This window comes from Microbacterium sp. (assembly GCF_031179285.1).
GTDB lineage: Bacteria > Actinomycetota > Actinomycetes > Actinomycetales > Microbacteriaceae > Microbacterium.
On sequence record NZ_JAPSHY010000014.1, the window covers coordinates 43,205 to 60,799 of the forward strand.

A 17,595-nucleotide genomic window follows, 5' to 3' on the forward strand; every position below is an offset into this window, starting at 1 on the left:
CGATTCACCCGCGGCCGGTTTCACCCCGGTTCCCGGGTCACGCCGCGCGGACCACCACCTTGCCGACAGTATGACCGGCTTCGACATGAGCGAGCGCCGACGCCGCGTCGTCGAACGGCCATTCCCGCTCGATCACCGGGACGATGCGCCCCTCCGCGACCAGAGCCAGCAGCTTCCGCAGCACCTCCGGTCGGCTCGTCGCCGCGAGCGATCGGATGCGGGGCCTCCGACCGATCGACAGGAGAAGGGCCTTCAGCATGCGCGGAACCGGACCCATGATGTGTCCGCCATCCCCTGTCGTGAGCACGACCGATCCCCCGGGCGCGACGAGCCGCTGCAGGTCGCGCAGGGCGATACCTCCGGCGATGTCGATGACGGCGTCGAACCTCTCGGCGGGCAGGTCACTGAGGGGGCTCTGCCGGTGATCGAGCGTGCGGGCGGCACCCAGCGCCTCGATGAGAGGGGCGTTGCGGGCGCTGCAGGTGGCCCATACCTCCGCGCCGCGGAGCACGGCGAGCTGCACGGCGAACGTGCCGACGCCGCCCGATGCTCCGATGATCAGCACCCGCGGGGTCGCCTGACCGGTCAGTCCGACACCGGCGGCGTCGAGTGCCTGCCAGGCAGTGCCACCGGCGATCGGCAGGCATGCGGCGATGTCGGGCGTGATGTCCGGCGGTCGTGCCACGACCCGGGAGGCCTCGACGACTGCGTACGGCGCGAGCCCGCCACCACCGGGCAGCTCGACGATGACGTCCTCACCGCGCTCTGCGCCGACGACGTCGGGTCCCACGGCGACGATGGTGCCGGCGACATCCATCCCGCGCACCGGATTCTTCGGGCGGGTGAAGCCGAACATCGGCCTCACCAGCAGGGGGTCGCCCAGCATCAGGCGCACGTCGCCGGCATTGAGCGCGGTCGCCTGCACCCGCAGCAGCACCTCGCCGCGGCCCGGTACGGGCACCGGCAGCTGCTCGATGCGGGTACCGGCGGCCGGGCCGTAGGTGCGGCGCACCCAGGCGGGCATCGTGGTGGGTATCGCTGTGGTCATGTCATCGCTCCGGGTACTGGAAGAGGTCGTCGATACCGGCGCCGAAGGCGCGGGCGATCTGGAAGGCGAGTTCGAGGGTCGGTGAGTACTTCCCCTGCTCGATGGCGATCAGGGTCTGCCTGGTCACGCCGACGGCGCGGGCGAGTTCGGCCTGCGTCATCCCGGCCGCCTCACGGTGAGTGCGGATGCTGTTGGAGACGAGTGTCGGCTTGACCATCACGCGAGCCCGCGCCGGTAGGCGATGACCCGAGCGATGCCTCCGACGATGGCGGACACCGCGAATCCGGCGAACATCGTGTTGGCGATCCAGAAGACATCGGCTCCGACGGCGCACAGGGCGATGACGCCGAGGCCTGCGATGACGAGGAACGCCTGCTCGACCCGCGAGCCCATCCTGCTGATGTCACGGTCCCGCACATCCGACCGGCCCACGCCTTCCGAGTCCTTCATCCCCGCGAGGATGCCCCAGAGGATGCTGAGCACGATCGTGACCGCGATGCTGATTCCGATCGTCCCGAGCATCAGCGGCAGCCAGTCGACACCCGTGAGGGGCCCGCCTTCCGCCTGCTGGATGACGAGAACCACATAGATCGTCACCGCGATGACGGTGACGACGAGTCCGGCCCAGGCGTTGCGCTCTTGATAGACCATGTTGCCTCCGATGTAAAAAATTGTTGACATGGGAAGCGTACGTCGCCGCACGAGGCCGTGTCAAGGATTCTTTACATCTCGACTCGCAGCCGTCGGTTCGGCTCAGATGACCCCGCTGCTCCAGGCGTCCGGGTTCCCGTAGCGGTGCGCGGTGATGGTGATGGACTGCTCCCGCAGGAAGGGCAGCAGCTCGATGCGCCCCGCCGAGGTGACCTCGCCGTCATAGACCGCGAGATCCGGGTCGCCGTCCAGCGCTGAGGCCAGCGTGCGGTGCACCGCTGCGACCGACGTGGCGGGCCCCACCAGGCGCACGCGGTCAGGCCGAGGGGCCGGGTCAAGGACGGTTTCATCGGAATGCGCATCCCGCCTTCTCATCCGCTCGACCCATTCCTCGTCGTTCTCCATGAAGACCACAGCGTTGAGTTCGCCGAGCGCGTGGCGCACAGCGGAAGGAAGTCCGACCGGGGTCGAGACCACGAATCCAGCGCCGGCGCGCACCGCGGCGATCACCACCCGAAGCAGCTCCTGCCACTGGGCGTCGCCGGTGGCGCGGATCGCGACCGGCACCGGCCGGTAGCGCAAGAGGTTCCGCTCGACTTCGAGTTTGGACACGTCGCGCACCTGGCCGAACTCCCGATCCCACGCCAGAGCATCCGAGAGTGCGGAACGCCGCAGCCACTCGAAGGATTCGTAGCCGAGAGAGGGCTGCGCCGCCTCGATGAGCGCGGTGATGCGGGCGTCCAGACCCCTCAGATGCAGGGTGCTGGATGCCGGCCCTCCGAGTCGCGAGCGCCATGAACCGAGACCCAGCAGATAGTTCGGACCGCCCGCCTTCGCCCCCGGTCCCACCGAGGAGCGCTTCCAGCCGCCGAACGGCTGACGCTGCACGATGGCACCCGTGATCGCCCGGTTCACGTAGAGATTCCCCGCCTGCACCCGATCGAGCCAGAGCGCGAGGTCGGCGGGGTCCTGCGTGTACAGGCCGGCCGTGAGCCCGTACTGCACGGCGTTCTGCAGGTCGACCGCCTTGGCGAGGGTGGCGGCGTGCATGATGCCGAGCACGGGGCCGAAGAACTCCTCGGTGTGAAAGCGCGAACCGGGCTGGACGCCGACGCGGATGCCGGGCCGCCACAGCCGCCCGCTCGAGTCCCCCTCGACCCGCGACGGCGCGATGAGCCACTGCTCGTCTCCCTCGAGTTCGGTGAGCGCCCAGGCGAGCTTGCCGCGCGGTTCCTCGATCACGGGGCCCACCTCGGCGAGCGGCTCGTCGGGCCATCCGACATGCAGCGAGCGGGTGGCGTCCGCCAGCTGTCGCGCAAAGCGCTTGGAGCGCCCGACGGGCCCGACCAGGATGGCGAGCGAGGCGGCCGAGCACTTCTGACCGGCGTGCCCGAAGGCGCTCTGCACGAGGTCGGACACCGCGAGGTCGAGGTCGGCGGATGCGGTGATGATCATCGCGTTCTTGCCACTGGTCTCGGCGAGCAGCGGAAGGTCGGGCCGCCAGGAGCGGAACAGCGCCGCTGTCTCCCACGCGCCGGTCAGGATCACGCGGTCGACGGACTCGTGGGCGATGAGGCGGCGACCGAGCTCTCCCTCCTCGATGTCGACGAGCACGAGCACGTCTCGCGGGACGCCCGCCTGCCAGAGGGCTTCTGCCACGACGGCGGCAGAGCGCCGCGCCTGGGGTGCGGGCTTCAACACCACGCCGGAGCCTGCGGCGAGCGCCGCGAGCACGCCGCCGGCAGGAATCGCGAGGGGGAAGTTCCATGGCGGGGTGACCACCGTCACGCGCGACGGCACGAAGGTCGCGCCGGCGACGGCATCCAGCTCGCGCGCCCGTGCCGCGTAATAGCGGGCGAAGTCGACCGCCTCGCTCACCTCGACGTCGGCCTCGGCGAAGAGCTTGCCGGTCTCGGACGCGGCGACCTCGATCAGCTCGCCGCGCCTGGCTTCCAGGGCCGCAGCCGCGCGCTGCAGCACTTCGGCACGATCCGCCGCGGGCCGGGCCCCCCAGATGGGTGCGCTCTCGCGCACCATCGTGATCGTCTCCTCCAGCGCCTCGGCGGCGGTGATCCGCGCCGCGGCCAGCGTCGTGTCTCCTGCGGTGGATGTCGCGATCCGCTCTCGCACCGCGCGTGCCCAGTCGCGGTTGGCCGGAAGCGCCGGGTCGCTGTCGGTCGCATTGACGAATCCCGGCGCACCACCGGCGTCGACGGCAAGCTCACGCGGGGAATACACCGCCGTCTCGAGGAAGGGCTCGTCGTCGGAGCCGCGGGAGATACCGAGCACGGCCTTGGTCAGTTCCGTCTCCTCCGCCGGCTGCGGCGGGGCCGGTCGCACCGACTCGTGGACCGGGGCGAGACGATTCTGCGTGCGCCGAGGGCCGACCCGCAGCGTCGGGTCCGCCGAACGCGCGACCGCGTCGAGAAAGCGCCGCTGCTCGCGGTTGAACAGTGCCTCATCCTCACCCATGCGATACGCGGCCGAGAGGAAGTTCGAAGGCGACGCGTTCTCCTCGAGCCGGCGCACCAGATAGCTGATCGCCACGTCGAATTCTGCCGGCGGCACCGCCGGCACATACAGCAGCACCGGACCGACCTCCCGCGACACGGCTTGCACCTGTCCCTGCGCCATGCCGAGGAGCATCTCGAATTCCATCGCGTCACGAACGCCTCGCTCACCCGCGAGCAACCACGCATACGCGATGCCGAAGAGGTTGTGACCGGCGACACCGATCCGTACCGCGGGGGTGTTCTGCGGACGCAGCGCCCAGTCGAGGCATCGCAGATAGTTCGCATCCGTGTCGAGCTTGGTGTCGTAGGTCGCCGGCGTCCAACCGTGCATCCGCGCCTCGACGCGCTCCATGGCCAGGTTCGCCCCCTTGACCAGGCGCACCTTGATCGGCGCTCCGCCGCTGTCGACGCGCTCGCGCGCCCACGCCGTCAGCTCCTGCAGCGCGGGCAGCGCGTCGGGCAGGTACGCCTGCAGCACGATGCCCGCCTCGAGGCCGGCCAGCCGCGGGTCTTCGAGGATGCGCGTGAACACCGCGATGGTGAGGTCGAGGTCGCGGTACTCCTCCATGTCGAGGTTGATGAACGTGCTGTCGGCGGCAGCGGTGACATACAACGGCAGGAGCCGTTCGACGACGGCGGCGACGACCTCGTCGAACGCCCACATCGAGAGGTGGCCGATGATCGCCGAGACCTTGACCGAGACGTAGTCCACGTCGGGCCGGCGGATCAGGTCATGGATGCCGTCGAGTCGGCGCTTCGCCTCCGCCTCCCCGAAGACAGCCTCGCCGAGCAGGTTGAGGTTGAGCCTGGCACCGGATTCACGGAGCTTCGCGATGGCCGGGCCGAGTTTGGCCGGACGGGCGTCGACGACCAGATGTCCGACCATCTCGCGCAGAACACGACGAGCGATCGGCACGACCAGAGTGGGCAGGATCGGAGCCACGCCACCGCCGAGTCGCACGGCGCCGCGCAGGTACCACGGCAGGAAGTCCGGCACGATGGGCGCGATCCGATGAAACTGCGACGCGGCGGCGCCCAGGCTCTCCGGACGCATCACGCCGTCGACGAAGCCGAGGGTGAAGGGCAGGCCGTTGGCGTCCTGCAGCACGCCGGCGAGCCGTTCTGCGGCCGGGTCGGCCTCGGCGGCGGCGGCCTCGATCACCCAGCGGCGGGCGAGCTCGACCGCCTGATCCTCGAGCGGAGCGGATGCCACGGCATCCGAGGGGGATGACGACGACTCTGCCATGTTTCCCACATTAGGTCTCGATGCCGGTCGATCAGCGGACGCCACCCGGTCGACGGGGTCGGCGCGCCGCACCGTGACCGGCCGCTCTATGCTGTTGCCGTGACAACGACACCGTCGGGAGCGCCGTCGCAGGAGCCCGATCCATCCGCCGCGCGCCGGGCTGACACCGGCGCGCGGGCGAAGGTGCTCGGCTGGGCGCGGCGCAGCATCGATCTCGTCCCGACCTCATGGCTGGTCACCGGCGCCGGCGCCGCACTGCTCGCCACCACGGCGCTCTTCGGCGGCTTGGAGGCAGCGGCGGTCGACTCGGTTCCCGTCGTGGCCGTCGGCGAGGCGTTCGAAGGGTCTGACCTGGAGATAACGGTCGTCGGAGTCGAAGTGCGCGACGAGCGGGGGAACGCGCTCGTGTTCCCCGACGAGGAGAAGGGCGAGCGGGCGCTCGTGGTCGTCGTCGACGTCGTCAACACCTTCTCCGTGCCGCGGAGCTCCGCCGCCGGCAGGACGAACTCCGCGGTCGTCGACGGCATCCGCATCGAAGGCCTCGACGACACGGCGGCCGTCTCCCGCGCCGATGACGGCACGGGCTCGCCGATGCTGCAGCCGGGCGTGCCGGCCCGCCTGCTCCTCGCCTGGGTCGTCGGCGCCGACGACTTCCAGGAGGGCGACGAGGTGCGGCTGACAATGCCCGATTCGACGCATCGCGTGGGTCAGAGTGTCGTTCGCGGCGACTACTGGGATGACGTGCGCGTCGGTGCCACCATGACGGCGACGATCGACGAGGTGACGGCGCCATGAAGTCGAAGGTGCTCGTGTGGGTGCTGACCGTCGCGCTGCTCGCGGGAGCATGGGGCGTGTCGAAGGCGACGCTGTCGGACGATGCGACGATCGCGCCCTTCCGCACGGAGGCCGAGGTCGGCGAGCCCGCGCTCGCCAGGAACCTCGAAGTGACGATCACCGACGTGCGCCTCGCGCGCAGCGTGAGGGACGCTGACGGGTGGACGGCCGAGGGCAATTGGCTCGTCGTCGACCTTGAGGCAGCATCCGTCGTGACGCAGGAGGGGAGCACCCTGCGTCTTGCTGAGCTGGTCGTGGCCGAGCGCACGTTCAGCGCCACCGACCGCGGTACCACGTTCGCAGGGCAGCGCCTGGTCACGGGAGTCCCTCGGGCCGGCAGCCTCGCCTTCGAGCTTCCCGACGACGCGCTCGACGGCCCAGCCACCCTCCGGCTGGGCCTCACGACCGGCTTCTCGGGCGAGGTTCTCCTCGATGGCGTGATCGAACTGCCCCTCGTGCTCGACGAGCTTCCCTTCGAGGCCGAGGCTGTCGTTCAAGAGAACGGATGGGCGCGATGACCGTTCCGCTGCCGCCGGCCCCCCTGCCCGCTCCCCCAGAGCCGGCGAAGCCGACGTCCTGGTGGCGGCGCAACCGACTGGCGCTGATCGCCCTCGCCGTGCTCGCGCCGGTGACCGCGGTCGGCATCGGATGGCACGAGTGGCACCAGTATTACGGGTTCGACGCGCGGCCGGTGACTCCGATCGTCGTTCCGGAGGACGACTCCGCCGAGCTGGCGGGCGCGACCTGGGGCCCGGTCCGCGGCGGCGAGATCGACGACCTCAGCGGGTTCGACGTTCCCGACGATGCGACCGTGATCGCCGTCGGCCTTCCCGTCAGCGCCGGCTCTGAGGGGGTCACCTGCACAACACCCGTGCTCGTGCATCAGGAGACGGGCCGCGAGTGGCAGACGGCACGCTCCGAGATCGGACTGCTCTCCGACCCCGACGAGCCGGAGACGTGCCTTGCGAGCCAGAAGGGCGACTACGAATTGATCGTCCCCTTCGTGGTTCCCGACGACGTGAAGGGTCCGTTCTGGGTCGACGTCTGGCCTCAGGACGCGGGCCGGTCGTTCCTCAGGTTCCCCTTCGAACCCTGACCGCCCACCACGTCTCGCGGCGGAGCCGACACGATGGCGGCGGCGACGGCATCCGCCGATGCCGGCAGCAGCCCTGCGGCGTCGGCCACCGCGCGCATCTCGGTCTCCTCTGCCGAGACACTCGCCGAGTCGGTGCGCTCCTGCGGCCGCCGTCGCAGCCGACCGAGTGTCGCGTCGTAGGCACCGCTGACGACGGCGATGCGCACCGGCTCGGTGATGAGCAGGGGAAGGAGTGAGACCACCGGCAGGGCGATCGCCCAGGTCAGGAACTCGTGCGGACCGATCAGCCGGGTGATGCCGAAGCTCAGATACGACTCGAGCGCCTTCGCCGCGACATAGAAGAGGGCGTAGGAAGCGACCAGGATGGGCCCTGCCCGCCACATCAGCAGGACCGCTCGTCCGATCGGCCGGAAGCGGGCGCCGAGTTCTTCGCCGAGATCCTTGAGCCGGCGCACCACCGGATTCGGGATCACCGTCGCGTGCTGACGGAAGCGCGCGATCAGCTGATTCTCCAGCCGCAGTTTCTCCGCGACGATCGCCTGGCCGAAGACGACACCGGCGATGGTGAGCCACGCGAGAGGGGCGACGAGAACCGGCCCTGCTTCCGAGAGCACCCAGCCGATCGCCTCCCACAGCCAGCGCAGCGGTGCGACGACCTCGAGGACCCGCTCCCGAACGTCTTCGAGGAACGCCATGGCGGCGCGACCGTCCACCCAGGCTTTGACGGTGTCGAAGAGATCGCCGAGCACCATCACCGAGAAGAAGACCCAGACGACCTCGAAGTACACCGCGACCGGCGACAGCCAGGTCGACAGTCTCGCCGACCACTTCGACCACGCCCACCTACCGGCGAAGGCGACGACGATGATCGCGATCGTCCAGAGGTTGAGCGGCAGATTGAGCACGGTGTCCTGATTGCTCACCGGGCCCCCGCCGTCTGCGCTGGCCGCGAAGATGATGTCGGTGCGCACCTCGAGAGCACGCGCGGAGTAGGCGTTCACGTCCTCGCGGAGCAGACCCTGCGCCCAGTACACGGCGAAGAACGGCAGGATGCCCGCGAGCAGCGCGGAGAGGAAGGTGCGGCGCCGCTCCACCGGAGACTCCGGCAGCGGGGCGACCTCCTGCAGGTTGAGCAATCCGTCACGCAGGACGAGGAACATCGCCACCAGACTGACCAGCCGGGCGAGGATGGCAAGCGGAAGAACGAGGAAGCCGACCGTCGCGGAGTAGGCGCCGATGAAGCCGGCGACCTGCGCGATGGCGTAGTGCACCAGCACCCCGGCGAGGTACCACGCCGTGAGCGCGGGCCAGTGTCGCAGCAGCACACGTCCGGTCGTGGTCAGGATCCCCAGCACGCCCCTAAACTACCGCCCGCGGCGGTCGAGGTGCGAGGGATCCGCGCGGTTCAGTGCCAGACGCTGGGAGCCGCGTCGCGGACCGGGGGAAGGGCGGAGGCTGCAGCCCAGTCGTGCACCCAGGCATCGATTTCGGGCACGCCCTCCGGCTTGCCCACAGCCGCGAAGAGCTCCTCGTTGCTGACGGTGCCTCCGGTGCGTCGCAGCATCCTCGCACGGACGATCGCCCGTGCGTACACCTCGCCGTCGACGACGGCGCGATGCTCCATGAACAGCGCCTTGTCATCGTGCCCGATGAATCGGGACTGCACTTCGAAGCGCTGCCACAGCTCCAGGGACTTCCGGAACGTGACGGTCTCGCTCGACACCACGGCGTACCAGCCGCGTTCCCTCATGGCGTCGAACAGACCGGTGCGGATGAGCTGGTCCCAGCGCCCGAGGTCGAACAGCGACAGGTAGCGGCCGTTGTTCATGTGCCGGAGGATGTCGATGTCGCTCGGAAGCGTCGTCAGGCGGATGCGGCCGACCGATGTCGGATCGAGGGTGCGCCCCTGCCGTACGCGACGACGAGCGCCGAGGATCACCAGGAGAGTGCGCCAGATCACGTTCACGAGGATCGATCGTAGCCATCGACGCACGATCGGCGAACATCGTTGTGGGATGCCTCCATGCGGTCGAATCGTGTCCGAAACGGCATCCGCTCGATTTCCTCTTGACGGAAGCCGCGCGTAGAGTCGCGACATGAGCGCCGAAGCCCAGCCAGAAGTCATCGTCCGTCCGGTCCGTGATGTGGATGCGGAAGCCCTCGGTCGCGTGCACGCCCAGTGCTGGCACGAGACCTACGACCACCTCGTGAGCAAGGCGGCGCTCGAGCGCGTGTCGCCGCGCCGGATGGCGGAACTGTGGACGCACTGGGCCGCCCAGGGCCCCGATTTCAGGATGAGCGCCGCGCTCGTCGACGGTGAGATCGTCGGCTTCGTCGGATCGGGACCGGCGCGCGACAAGGATGCGCCGGCGTTCCGCGAGCTCTACTTCATCTACCTTCTCGACGCCTACCACTCCACCGGCATCGGCCAGCGCCTCTTCGACGCCGCCGTCGAGAAGGACGAGCCGCTGTACCTCTGGGTCGCCGAGGACAACCCGCGCGCGCACCGGTTCTACACCCGCAACGGCTTCCGCCTCGACGGCGCCACGCACACCGAGCCCTTCCTCGGCGAGACGCTCACCGAGGTCCGCTTCGTCCGCTGAACCTTCAGCGCCCGGATACGCTGCCGAAGAGCTTCGCGATGGGCGCCAGCACCAGCGGGCGAGCAGCGACCCATGCCGCGATCATCACCACGACGGATGCCGTGAAGACCCAGAAACCGGTCCAGGTGACGGCGTCCTGCGAGGCGTACATGTGGTTGAGGTTGCGCAGGAACCCGGTGAACATCACCAGCGCGACGTGCACGACGATGAAGGCGACGAAGTAGAGCATCACCGGGAAGTGCAGCGCTCGCGCCCACTCGACCGGGTAGGCCCGGGAGAGTTTCTCCGCACTCTTCGGCCACATGCCGGACATCCGGAATCCGGTGATCGCGGCGAGGGGAGCTGCGATGAAGACGGTGGCGAAGTAAGCGAGCTGCTGCAGGCTGTTGTAGTTCACCCAGCCGTTCTCCGTCGGCCAGTCCAGCGACACGTACTGCAGGGCGGCGGAGAGGGCGTTGGGCAGCACCTCCCAGCTGGTCGGCACGATGCGCACCCAATGCCCGGTGGCGAAGATGAGCACGATGAAGATCAGGCCGTTCACGAGCCAGAGGATGTCGAGTGCCTGATGGAACCAGAGCGTCAGGCTGATCTTGCCCTTGTTGTTGCCGCGCGGGGTCCAGAACACGGTCGGGCGCTTCTCGGTGCGCACGCGCAACCCGGAGCGGATGATCAGCACGATCAGGAAGGCGTTGAAGAAGTGCTGCCATCCGACCCACGGCGCGAAACCCGCAGCGACGTCGATCGCCGGGTGGTACTCGCCGGGGAAAGCGACGAGGAAGTCCTGCATGAACGGCAAGCTCAGCAGCGCCCGCACGAACGCGACGCCGGCGGCGGCGGCGATGCCGAGACCGGCTGCTGACAAGAGCCCGGCGATCGCCTGCGTCCACGTGGGGCGCAGCCGGCCGGACGCGGGCGTCGCGGTCACGTGGCGCGGCGCGCGGCCGTTCCACACCGTTCGCGACCACGGCAGCGGAGTGCCGATGTCGGGGGTGAGGATGGCTGCGGGCGCGGCGGCTGGAATGAGGTCCCTCGACGCGGTGGCTGCAGGCTCAGAGGCCACGGATCTCGTGGACGCCGCAGCGGGCTCCGGCAGTGCGGTGTCCGCATCGGCGGCGACAGCCGGCGCCGTCGACGCGGCTCCCGGATCCGCTGCCTGCACGGGGCGGGTTCCGGCGGGTGGCCACGGTTCGCCGCCCGCGACGCGCGGGAGGCCGCGGCGCACCGTCGTCTCGTTCGGCGGTGCGTACTGGGCGGCGGGTGCGGCCGTGGTCGGAGCGGGGGATGCTGTCGTGGCCGGCGCGGCTGAGGCGGAAACCGCTGCGGCATGCGCGGCGGGTGCGGCCGGCACCTGAGCGGAAGCCACCTCCGCCGTGGCGACCGACGACGGTGCCTTCCCGCCGGACGCCGAGCTCAGGCGGGCCGGTGGCCATGGTTCGCCTCCGGCTACGCGCGGCAGCCCGCGACGCATACCGGTTGCCCCGGATTCGCCCGCAGATGCCGGCGAGGGAACAGGCTCTGTGGTCGTGGTCGTGGTCGTGGACGTGGAGGCGACAGCCTCCGCGGTCGTCGCAACCGGCGCAGGCGTCGTCGCGGGAGCTGCAGCAGGGGAAGGCTCGGGCGCCGCCGACGCGGCGGCGGGAGCTGCGAGCATCTCGACGTCGACGGTTTCGTCGATTCCGGCAGCGTCCGCGGGCGGCCACGGCTCACCGCCGGGAACGCGCGGAAGTCCGCGCCGCAGCATCCGCGTGGTCATGACTACTTCTTCCGCGCCTCGAGGGCGGCGATCAGCTGCGGCACCACGCTGAACACGTCTCCGACGATGCCGAAGTCGGCCACCTCGAAGATGGGCGCATCGGCATCCTTGTTGATGGCGACGATCGTCTTCGAGGTCTGCATGCCCGCGCGGTGCTGGATCGCACCCGAGATCCCGAGTGCGACGTAGAGCTGTGGCGACACCGACACCCCCGTCTGCCCGACCTGGTGGGACTGGGGGATGTAGCCGGCGTCCACGGCTGCACGCGAGGCACCGACGGCGGCGCCCAGGGCGTCGGCGAGCTGCTCGACGAGCACGAACTTCTCCTTCGAGGCGAGACCGCGTCCGCCCGCCACGACGCGCGTGGCACCACGCAGCTCGGGCCGCGACGACGCGACCTCGACCGCCTCGACAGGACCCGCGGTGGCAGCGGGAGCACCCGACGGCGTGACCTCGAGCGCCTCGACGACCGGCGAGCCGACGGCTTCGCCCCTGGCATCCACCGCGCCCTGCCGCACGGTGATCACGGGCGTGCCGAAGGTCGGCGCCGCGTCGACGAGGTACGAGCCGCCGTACACGGAGTGATGCGCGATGATGCCTTCGTCGTCGCGCGAGACCCCGATGGCGTCGACGCACAAAGCGCTCTTCGTACGCACGGCGAAACGGCCGGCGACGTCGCGGCCGGTGATGGAGTTCGAGATGAGCACCGCATCCGACCGCACCCTGGCCGCCGCGGCCTGCAGTGCGTCGACGATCGGCACCGTGAGGGCCGTGGCATCGGCGTCGGCCGTGAGAACGACCGAAGCTCCGGCAGCCGCGGCCGCGTCGACCGCAGCCTGCGAGCCCCCGACGACCAGGGCGACGGGCGTGCCGACGGTCGATGCCGCGCCGATGAGCGCGGCCGTGCTGCCGGCCGCGGCGCCGGAAGGATCGACGTCGACCAGCACGAGGATCGAGTTCTCGGGGTAGCTCATCGTCACACCAGCCTGTTCTGCACGAGGAAATCGACCAGCTGATCCGCGGCATCGCCCTCATCGACGATCTTGACTCCCGCTGCACGCGGCGGCTTCTCCGAGATCGCCGTCATGATCGACCGGGGCGCCGCGGCCGGGTCTGCCGACACGTCGAGGTCTGCGAGAGACAGCACCTCGAGCGGCTTCTTCTTCGCCGCCATGATCCCCTTGAAGTTCGGAAATCGCGCGTCCGGGAGCGCCTCGGTGATCGAGATGACCGCAGGAAGCGGTGCCGAGACGGGCTGCGATCCGGCATCCGTCGCCCTCGTGCCCGAGACACTGTCCGCGGTGATCTCGACGGTGCTGAGAGCGGTCGCCTGCGCGTATCCGAGGTGCTCGGCGAGCATCGCCGGGATCACGCCGCCCGAACCGTCGGTGGAGAGGTTGCCGGTGATGACCAGATCGGCGCCGCCCCGCCTGATCGCCGCAGCGAGGACTTCGGCGGTGAGACCGAGATCGGCGCCGACGAGCTGCTCGTCGGCGATGTGGACCGCCGACGCTGCGCCGATCGCGAGTGCGCGGCGGACGGAGGCCGTCGAGGACGCGGGGGCCATCGTGAGCGCTGTCACTTCAGCGTCGGAGTTCTTGTCGGCGTAGCTGAGCGCGACCTCGAGTGCCCGCTCGGTGATCTCGTCGAGCACCACGTCGCCCGCTGATCGATCGGCGAGGCCGGTCTCGAGACTCAGCTTGCGATCGCCATAGGTGTCGGGCACCTCTTTCACCAGCACGAAGATCTTCATCGACAGCTCCTCACGACAGCACGAGTCTAGTGGGACGACGCACCGTTCAGTTAATCATCGCAAACGTTCCGGGAGGGGTCCGCCCGGTAGCGTAGAGCCGTGGCTCAACCGCGTCCCTTGCCCGTAGATCCGCTCGCCGAGGCGAAGCGGCAATGGCTCGCGCACGGCTGGACGGATGCCGCGGACGGCATGACCGTGGTGATCTCGGTGATGCGTGCGCAACAGCTCCTGCTCGCGCGGGTGGAGGCGGCCCTGAAGCCCTTCGAACTGAGCTTCGCCCGTTTCGAGGTCCTGCGGCTTCTCGCCTTCAGCCGCAGCGGGCGGCTTCCGCTGTCGAGCGTGGTGGCCCGCCTGCAGGTGCATGCCACCACGGTCACGAGCACCGCCGATCGACTCATACGAGACGGACTCATCGTCCGAGAGCCGCACCCGCACGACGGGCGGGCAGCGCTCCTCGCGCTCACCGACGACGGTCGTGACCTCGTGGAGCGTGCCACCGAGACGCTGAACGCCGAGGTGTTCGCCTCGCCCGGCATCAGCCAGGGCGACGCGACGGACCTCATCGGGATCGTGGCTCGACTGCGCCGGGATGCCGGCGACTTCACCGACCCGCGCCCGCAGCCGGACCCGCTCTGATGGCCCGGTTCGTGTTGGAGCAGGTGATCGCCGCTCCCCGGCACGACGTCTTCGCCGCCGCTCTCGACCCGGAGCTCCATGTGCGCACGATGGCACGGTACGGCGAAACCATGGTCGAGGCGCCGGCCGGGGGTGTCTTCACCGAGGGTTCCTCGGTGAAGAGGCAGGCGCGTCACTTCGGCATCCCGTTCCGGCTCCGCTCCACGGTTTTCGGCATCGATCCACCGCACCGGTTCAGCGATCGGCAGGTCCGCGGGCCGTTCGCATCATTCCTGCACGAACACGCGTTCGAGGAACATGCCCGCGGCACGCTGATGCGCGACACGATCACCTTCAGCTCGCCGTTCGGTCCGATCGGACGACTCGTCGACCGGCTCTTCATGCGGCGGTACATGCAGCGGCTGATCGCCGAACGCAACGCGGTCCTGGCAGCGGAGACCGAGGCTCGCCACCCCGACTGACCGCTCTATTTGCACATGAATATCATTCTCAATAAGGTGGGGTCTCGTGACCTCACCCGGATTACTCGCCCCGTCTCGGGCGATCGTCCACGCTGATGCCTCGACGAGTGCGCGGCGACGCCTGACCCGACGGACAACGACGCTCGTTCTCGGGCTGACAGCGGCCGTCATCGGGCTCGTCGTGGTCTCCGGGGCTGTCGGCTCGGTGCCGGTGCAGCCCCTCGAAGCCGCCCAGCTCGTCATGGGTCACCTCCTGCCGGGCATGCCGTGGATGACGGACGGCTCGCTGACTCCGCTGCAGGATCAAGCCGTCTGGCAGTTCCGGCTGCCGCGCACTCTGCTGGCCGCTCTCGCCGGCGCTGGACTCGCACTCGCCGGTGCCCTGATGCAGGTAACGGTGCGCAACCCCTTGGCCGAGCCGTACATCCTCGGAGTCTCCTCCGGGGCGAGCGTCGGTGCGGTGCTCGTGATCGTGCTCGGCTCGGCCGCGGTCGGTGGCCTGTCGATGAATGTCGCGGCATTCGCCGGCGCCCTGGCCACCTGCGCTGCCGTGTGGGCGCTCGCACGGAAAGCAGGGTCCCTGTCGCCCACGCGGATGATCCTCGCCGGGGTCGCGCTGGGCACGCTCCTGAGTGCCGTGACGAGCTACCTGACGATCTCCACCGATGCACAGAATGTGGTCGGAGTGCTCTTCTTCCTACTGGGCAGCGTGTCTGCGGCCACCATGCCGAGCCTGGTCGGCCCCGCCGTCGCGCTGGTGATCGCAGCGACGATCGCCGCCCTGCTGGCGCGCTCGCTCAATGCGCTGATGACCGGTGACGAGTCGGCGTCTTCGCTCGGGATAGACGCCGGGAGGCTGCGCGGGCTGCTGCTCGTGATCGCCTCCCTGCTCACCGGTGCCGTGGTCTCCGTCAGCGGCGGCATCGGCTTCGTCGGACTGGTCGTGCCGCACATCGCGAGAATAGCGGTGGGAGCCGACCATCGGCGTCTGCTGCCGATCACCGTGCTCGGCGGCGCCGTCTTCCTGATGGTCGCCGACCTGCTGGCGCGGACGGTCGCTGCACCGACAGAGATCCCACTGGGTATCCTCACCGCGTTCGTCGGCGCCCCCTTCTTCCTCTGGCTGATGCGGCGCAGCGGCGCCGACCGGGCGGGGTTCGGGCGATGAGGGTCGAGATCGACGGCGTGACCGTCACGCTGGGTGGCCGCGACGTCGTGCAGAGCGCGTCGCTGACCGTGAATCCGGTTGAGGTCGTCGGACTCCTCGGTCCCAACGGCAGCGGCAAGTCATCGCTGCTGCGCACCCTTTACCGTGCCGTCAGACCCCGGGCCGGGGTGGTGCGTGTCGGTGGTGAGGATCTGCGCACGCTCAGCCGACGCGAGGCTGCCAGGGCGGTGGCGGTCATGCTGCAAGACCCGCCGACGGACTTCGACCTCACCGTCGAGGAGACCGTCCTGCTCGGACGAGCCCCGCATCACGTCTCCTTCGGCGGTGACACCGCAGAGGATCTGCGCATCGTCGCGGACGCGATGCGCCGTGCGGAGGTCACAGAGCTCGGCGACCGGATGGTGGCGATGCTCTCGGGCGGCCAGCGTCAGCGCGTGATGCTGGCCCGTGCCCTCGCGCAGTCCAGCCCGATCCTCGTCCTGGACGAGCCGAGCAACCACCTCGACATCAGTCACCAGCACGAGTTGATGAGCACGGTGCGCGGTCTCGGACGCACAGTGATCGCAGCGCTTCACGACCTCAATCTGGCGAGCCAGTACTGCGATCGGGTCGTCATCCTCCTGGCGGGACGCATCGTCGCTGCCGGTCCACCGGCAGCGATCCTCACCCCGGAACTGATCCGCTCCGTGTTCGACGTCGATGTGCGGATCCTCGGAGACTCCGCAGCGCCGGTGTTCGCGTTCGGACGCCTCCGCGGCACGGCGCCGCCCGCCCTGCCCACATCCTCACCCGACGAATCCCGAACAGAAAGCGCGCTCCAGCCATGACCCCCTCCACCCGCCGTCGCACCCCGTCGATCGTCCTCTTCGCGTCCAGCATCCTGGTCCTCACCGGCTGCGGCACGGCGGTGACTCCCGCGTCGGACGTGAACGACGCTGCCGACGCCGTGACCGTGCAGAACTGTGACCGGGAGGTCACGGTCACGCAGACCCCTGAGGCCGTCGTGGGAATGCACCCCGCGCAGACCGAGTTGCTGCTGAGACTGGGACTCGAGGACCGCCTCGCCGGCCAAGCGCAGTCGGCTGCACAGGCCCTCCCAGAAGATGTGGCCTCGCTCGCGGCGGACGTCCCTGTCATCGGCGGCGCCATGCCGCCCATGCGTGAGGATCTGCTCTCGGTGGAACCGGACTTCGTCTACTCGCCCACCACATACGAGTTCACCGCGGAACAGGGCTTCGCGAGCATCGAGCAACTCGAGCAGGCAGGCGCTGCCGTCTACGTCGCAGCCGGCGGGTGCAAGGATCGCCGGATGAACGGAGAGGTCACAGACCTCTTCGTGGACCTCGAGAACCTCGGAAAGATCTTCGGGGTCGAGGATGCGGCCGCCGAGCTCATCGAGAAGAGCAAGGCCGATCTCGAAGAGGTCGCCGCGGCCGTGGCCGACGTCGACAGGTTGCGTGTCGCGCAGGTGTACGTCGACGGCACGACGTTGCAGGCAATCGGCGCCGGCATCGAATTCGACATCCTGCGCTCCGCCGGCGCCGAGAACGTCTTCACCCCGGAGCAGCCGGCATTCGCAGACTTCTTCGCCGCGACGATCTCGCCGGAATCACTGGCCGCGGAGGAGCCCGATGCGCTCGTCTTCTCGGCGTACGACGAGGCGCATGCGGCCGCCACCCGTGAATTCCTCACGAGCACTTTCCCCGACATGCCCGCTGTCCGCGAAGACCGGCTCATCGCGGTCTCCAGTGCGGACGTCTTCCCCGGCACGCTCGGCAACATCACGATCGTTCGGCACATCGCCGAGGAGCTGTATCCCGAGGCCTTCTGAGC

The 17,595-nt window shown here is 69.4% G+C and carries 18 protein-coding genes; 9 read left to right on the plus strand and 9 right to left on the minus strand.

Features of this window, described 5'->3' with window-relative positions; all coding sequences use genetic code 11:
• Positions 1-37 precede the first annotated feature (37 nt).
• The 4 genes from RIN18_RS10490 to RIN18_RS10505 form a co-directional block, all read right to left on the minus strand.
• Positions 38-1,048, minus strand: coding sequence for an NAD(P)-dependent alcohol dehydrogenase (locus RIN18_RS10490; RefSeq protein WP_309103914.1), 1,011 nt, complete (start codon positions 1,046-1,048; stop codon positions 38-40).
• A gap of 1 nt (position 1,049) precedes the next feature.
• On the minus strand, positions 1,050-1,265 hold the full coding sequence (locus tag RIN18_RS10495) for a helix-turn-helix transcriptional regulator (protein ID WP_309103915.1): 216 nt from the start codon (positions 1,263-1,265) through the stop codon (positions 1,050-1,052).
• The gene (locus tag RIN18_RS10500; protein ID WP_309103916.1) at positions 1,265-1,729 is read right to left on the minus strand and encodes a hypothetical protein; all 465 of its coding nucleotides are present in this window, start codon (positions 1,727-1,729) and stop codon (positions 1,265-1,267) included. The genes RIN18_RS10495 and RIN18_RS10500 overlap by 1 nt, the downstream gene beginning before the upstream one ends.
• Positions 1,730-1,801: 72 nt before the next feature.
• Positions 1,802-5,458: a bifunctional proline dehydrogenase/L-glutamate gamma-semialdehyde dehydrogenase gene (locus RIN18_RS10505; protein ID WP_309103917.1), complete on the minus strand. Its 3,657-nt coding sequence runs from the start codon at positions 5,456-5,458 to the stop codon at positions 1,802-1,804.
• Between the two features lie 99 nt (positions 5,459-5,557).
• Here RIN18_RS10505 and RIN18_RS10510 point away from each other — a divergent pair, with 99 nt between their 5' ends.
• The 3 genes from RIN18_RS10510 to RIN18_RS10520 are packed head-to-tail and all read left to right on the plus strand — an operon-like array spanning position 5,558 to position 7,388.
• The gene (locus RIN18_RS10510) at positions 5,558-6,253 is read left to right on the plus strand and encodes a hypothetical protein (protein ID WP_309103918.1); all 696 of its coding nucleotides are present in this window, start codon (positions 5,558-5,560) and stop codon (positions 6,251-6,253) included.
• The gene (locus RIN18_RS10515) at positions 6,250-6,810 is read left to right on the plus strand and encodes a hypothetical protein (protein ID WP_309103919.1); all 561 of its coding nucleotides are present in this window, start codon (positions 6,250-6,252) and stop codon (positions 6,808-6,810) included. The genes RIN18_RS10510 and RIN18_RS10515 overlap by 4 nt, the downstream gene beginning before the upstream one ends.
• A complete protein-coding gene (locus RIN18_RS10520; RefSeq protein WP_309103920.1) occupies positions 6,807-7,388 on the plus strand; it encodes a hypothetical protein in 582 nt (193 codons plus the stop codon). The genes RIN18_RS10515 and RIN18_RS10520 overlap by 4 nt, the downstream gene beginning before the upstream one ends.
• On the opposite strand, the gene RIN18_RS10525 is transcribed toward RIN18_RS10520, so the two are convergent.
• Entirely contained in the window at positions 7,343-8,743 is a 1,401-nt protein-coding gene (locus RIN18_RS10525; protein ID WP_309103921.1) for a hypothetical protein, read from the minus strand. The genes RIN18_RS10520 and RIN18_RS10525 overlap by 46 nt on opposite strands.
• 50 nt (positions 8,744-8,793) lie before the next feature.
• Entirely contained in the window at positions 8,794-9,354 is a 561-nt protein-coding gene (locus RIN18_RS10530) for an acyl-CoA thioesterase (protein WP_309103922.1), read from the minus strand.
• 130 nt (positions 9,355-9,484) lie between these two features.
• Between RIN18_RS10530 and RIN18_RS10535 the strand changes: the two genes are divergently transcribed.
• On the plus strand, positions 9,485-9,991 hold the full coding sequence (locus tag RIN18_RS10535) for a GNAT family N-acetyltransferase (protein WP_309103923.1): 507 nt from the start codon (positions 9,485-9,487) through the stop codon (positions 9,989-9,991).
• A gap of 4 nt (positions 9,992-9,995) precedes the next feature.
• On the opposite strand, the gene RIN18_RS10540 is transcribed toward RIN18_RS10535, so the two are convergent.
• From RIN18_RS10540 to RIN18_RS10550, 3 genes are read right to left on the minus strand one after another with little or no spacing between them, the layout of a single operon-like run.
• Positions 9,996-11,744, minus strand: a complete 1,749-nt coding sequence (locus RIN18_RS10540) for a cytochrome b/b6 domain-containing protein (RefSeq protein ID WP_309103924.1) — start codon at positions 11,742-11,744, stop codon at positions 9,996-9,998.
• A 2-nt stretch (positions 11,745-11,746) separates the two neighbouring features.
• Entirely contained in the window at positions 11,747-12,718 is a 972-nt protein-coding gene (locus RIN18_RS10545; RefSeq protein WP_309103925.1) for an electron transfer flavoprotein subunit alpha/FixB family protein, read from the minus strand.
• Positions 12,719-12,720: 2 nt separating this feature from the next.
• Complete coding sequence (locus RIN18_RS10550; protein WP_309103926.1) at positions 12,721-13,497, minus strand: electron transfer flavoprotein subunit beta/FixA family protein; 777 nt, start codon at positions 13,495-13,497, stop codon at positions 12,721-12,723.
• A gap of 99 nt (positions 13,498-13,596) precedes the next feature.
• On the opposite strand from RIN18_RS10550, the gene RIN18_RS10555 reads away from it, so the two are divergent.
• From RIN18_RS10555 to RIN18_RS10575, 5 genes are read left to right on the plus strand one after another with little or no spacing between them, the layout of a single operon-like run.
• Positions 13,597-14,133, plus strand: a complete 537-nt coding sequence (locus RIN18_RS10555) for a MarR family transcriptional regulator (protein ID WP_309103927.1) — start codon at positions 13,597-13,599, stop codon at positions 14,131-14,133.
• Positions 14,133-14,594, plus strand: a complete 462-nt coding sequence (locus RIN18_RS10560; RefSeq protein WP_309103928.1) for an SRPBCC family protein — start codon at positions 14,133-14,135, stop codon at positions 14,592-14,594. Before RIN18_RS10555 ends, RIN18_RS10560 begins: the two co-directional genes overlap by 1 nt.
• Positions 14,595-14,640: 46 nt before the next feature.
• A complete protein-coding gene (locus RIN18_RS10565) occupies positions 14,641-15,762 on the plus strand; it encodes an iron ABC transporter permease (RefSeq protein WP_309103929.1) in 1,122 nt (373 codons plus the stop codon).
• Positions 15,759-16,589: an ABC transporter ATP-binding protein gene (locus tag RIN18_RS10570; protein WP_309103930.1), complete on the plus strand. Its 831-nt coding sequence runs from the start codon at positions 15,759-15,761 to the stop codon at positions 16,587-16,589. The genes RIN18_RS10565 and RIN18_RS10570 overlap by 4 nt, the downstream gene beginning before the upstream one ends.
• On the plus strand, positions 16,586-17,593 hold the full coding sequence (locus RIN18_RS10575) for an ABC transporter substrate-binding protein (RefSeq protein ID WP_309103931.1): 1,008 nt from the start codon (positions 16,586-16,588) through the stop codon (positions 17,591-17,593). Before RIN18_RS10570 ends, RIN18_RS10575 begins: the two co-directional genes overlap by 4 nt.
• Positions 17,594-17,595: the final 2 nt, after the last annotated feature.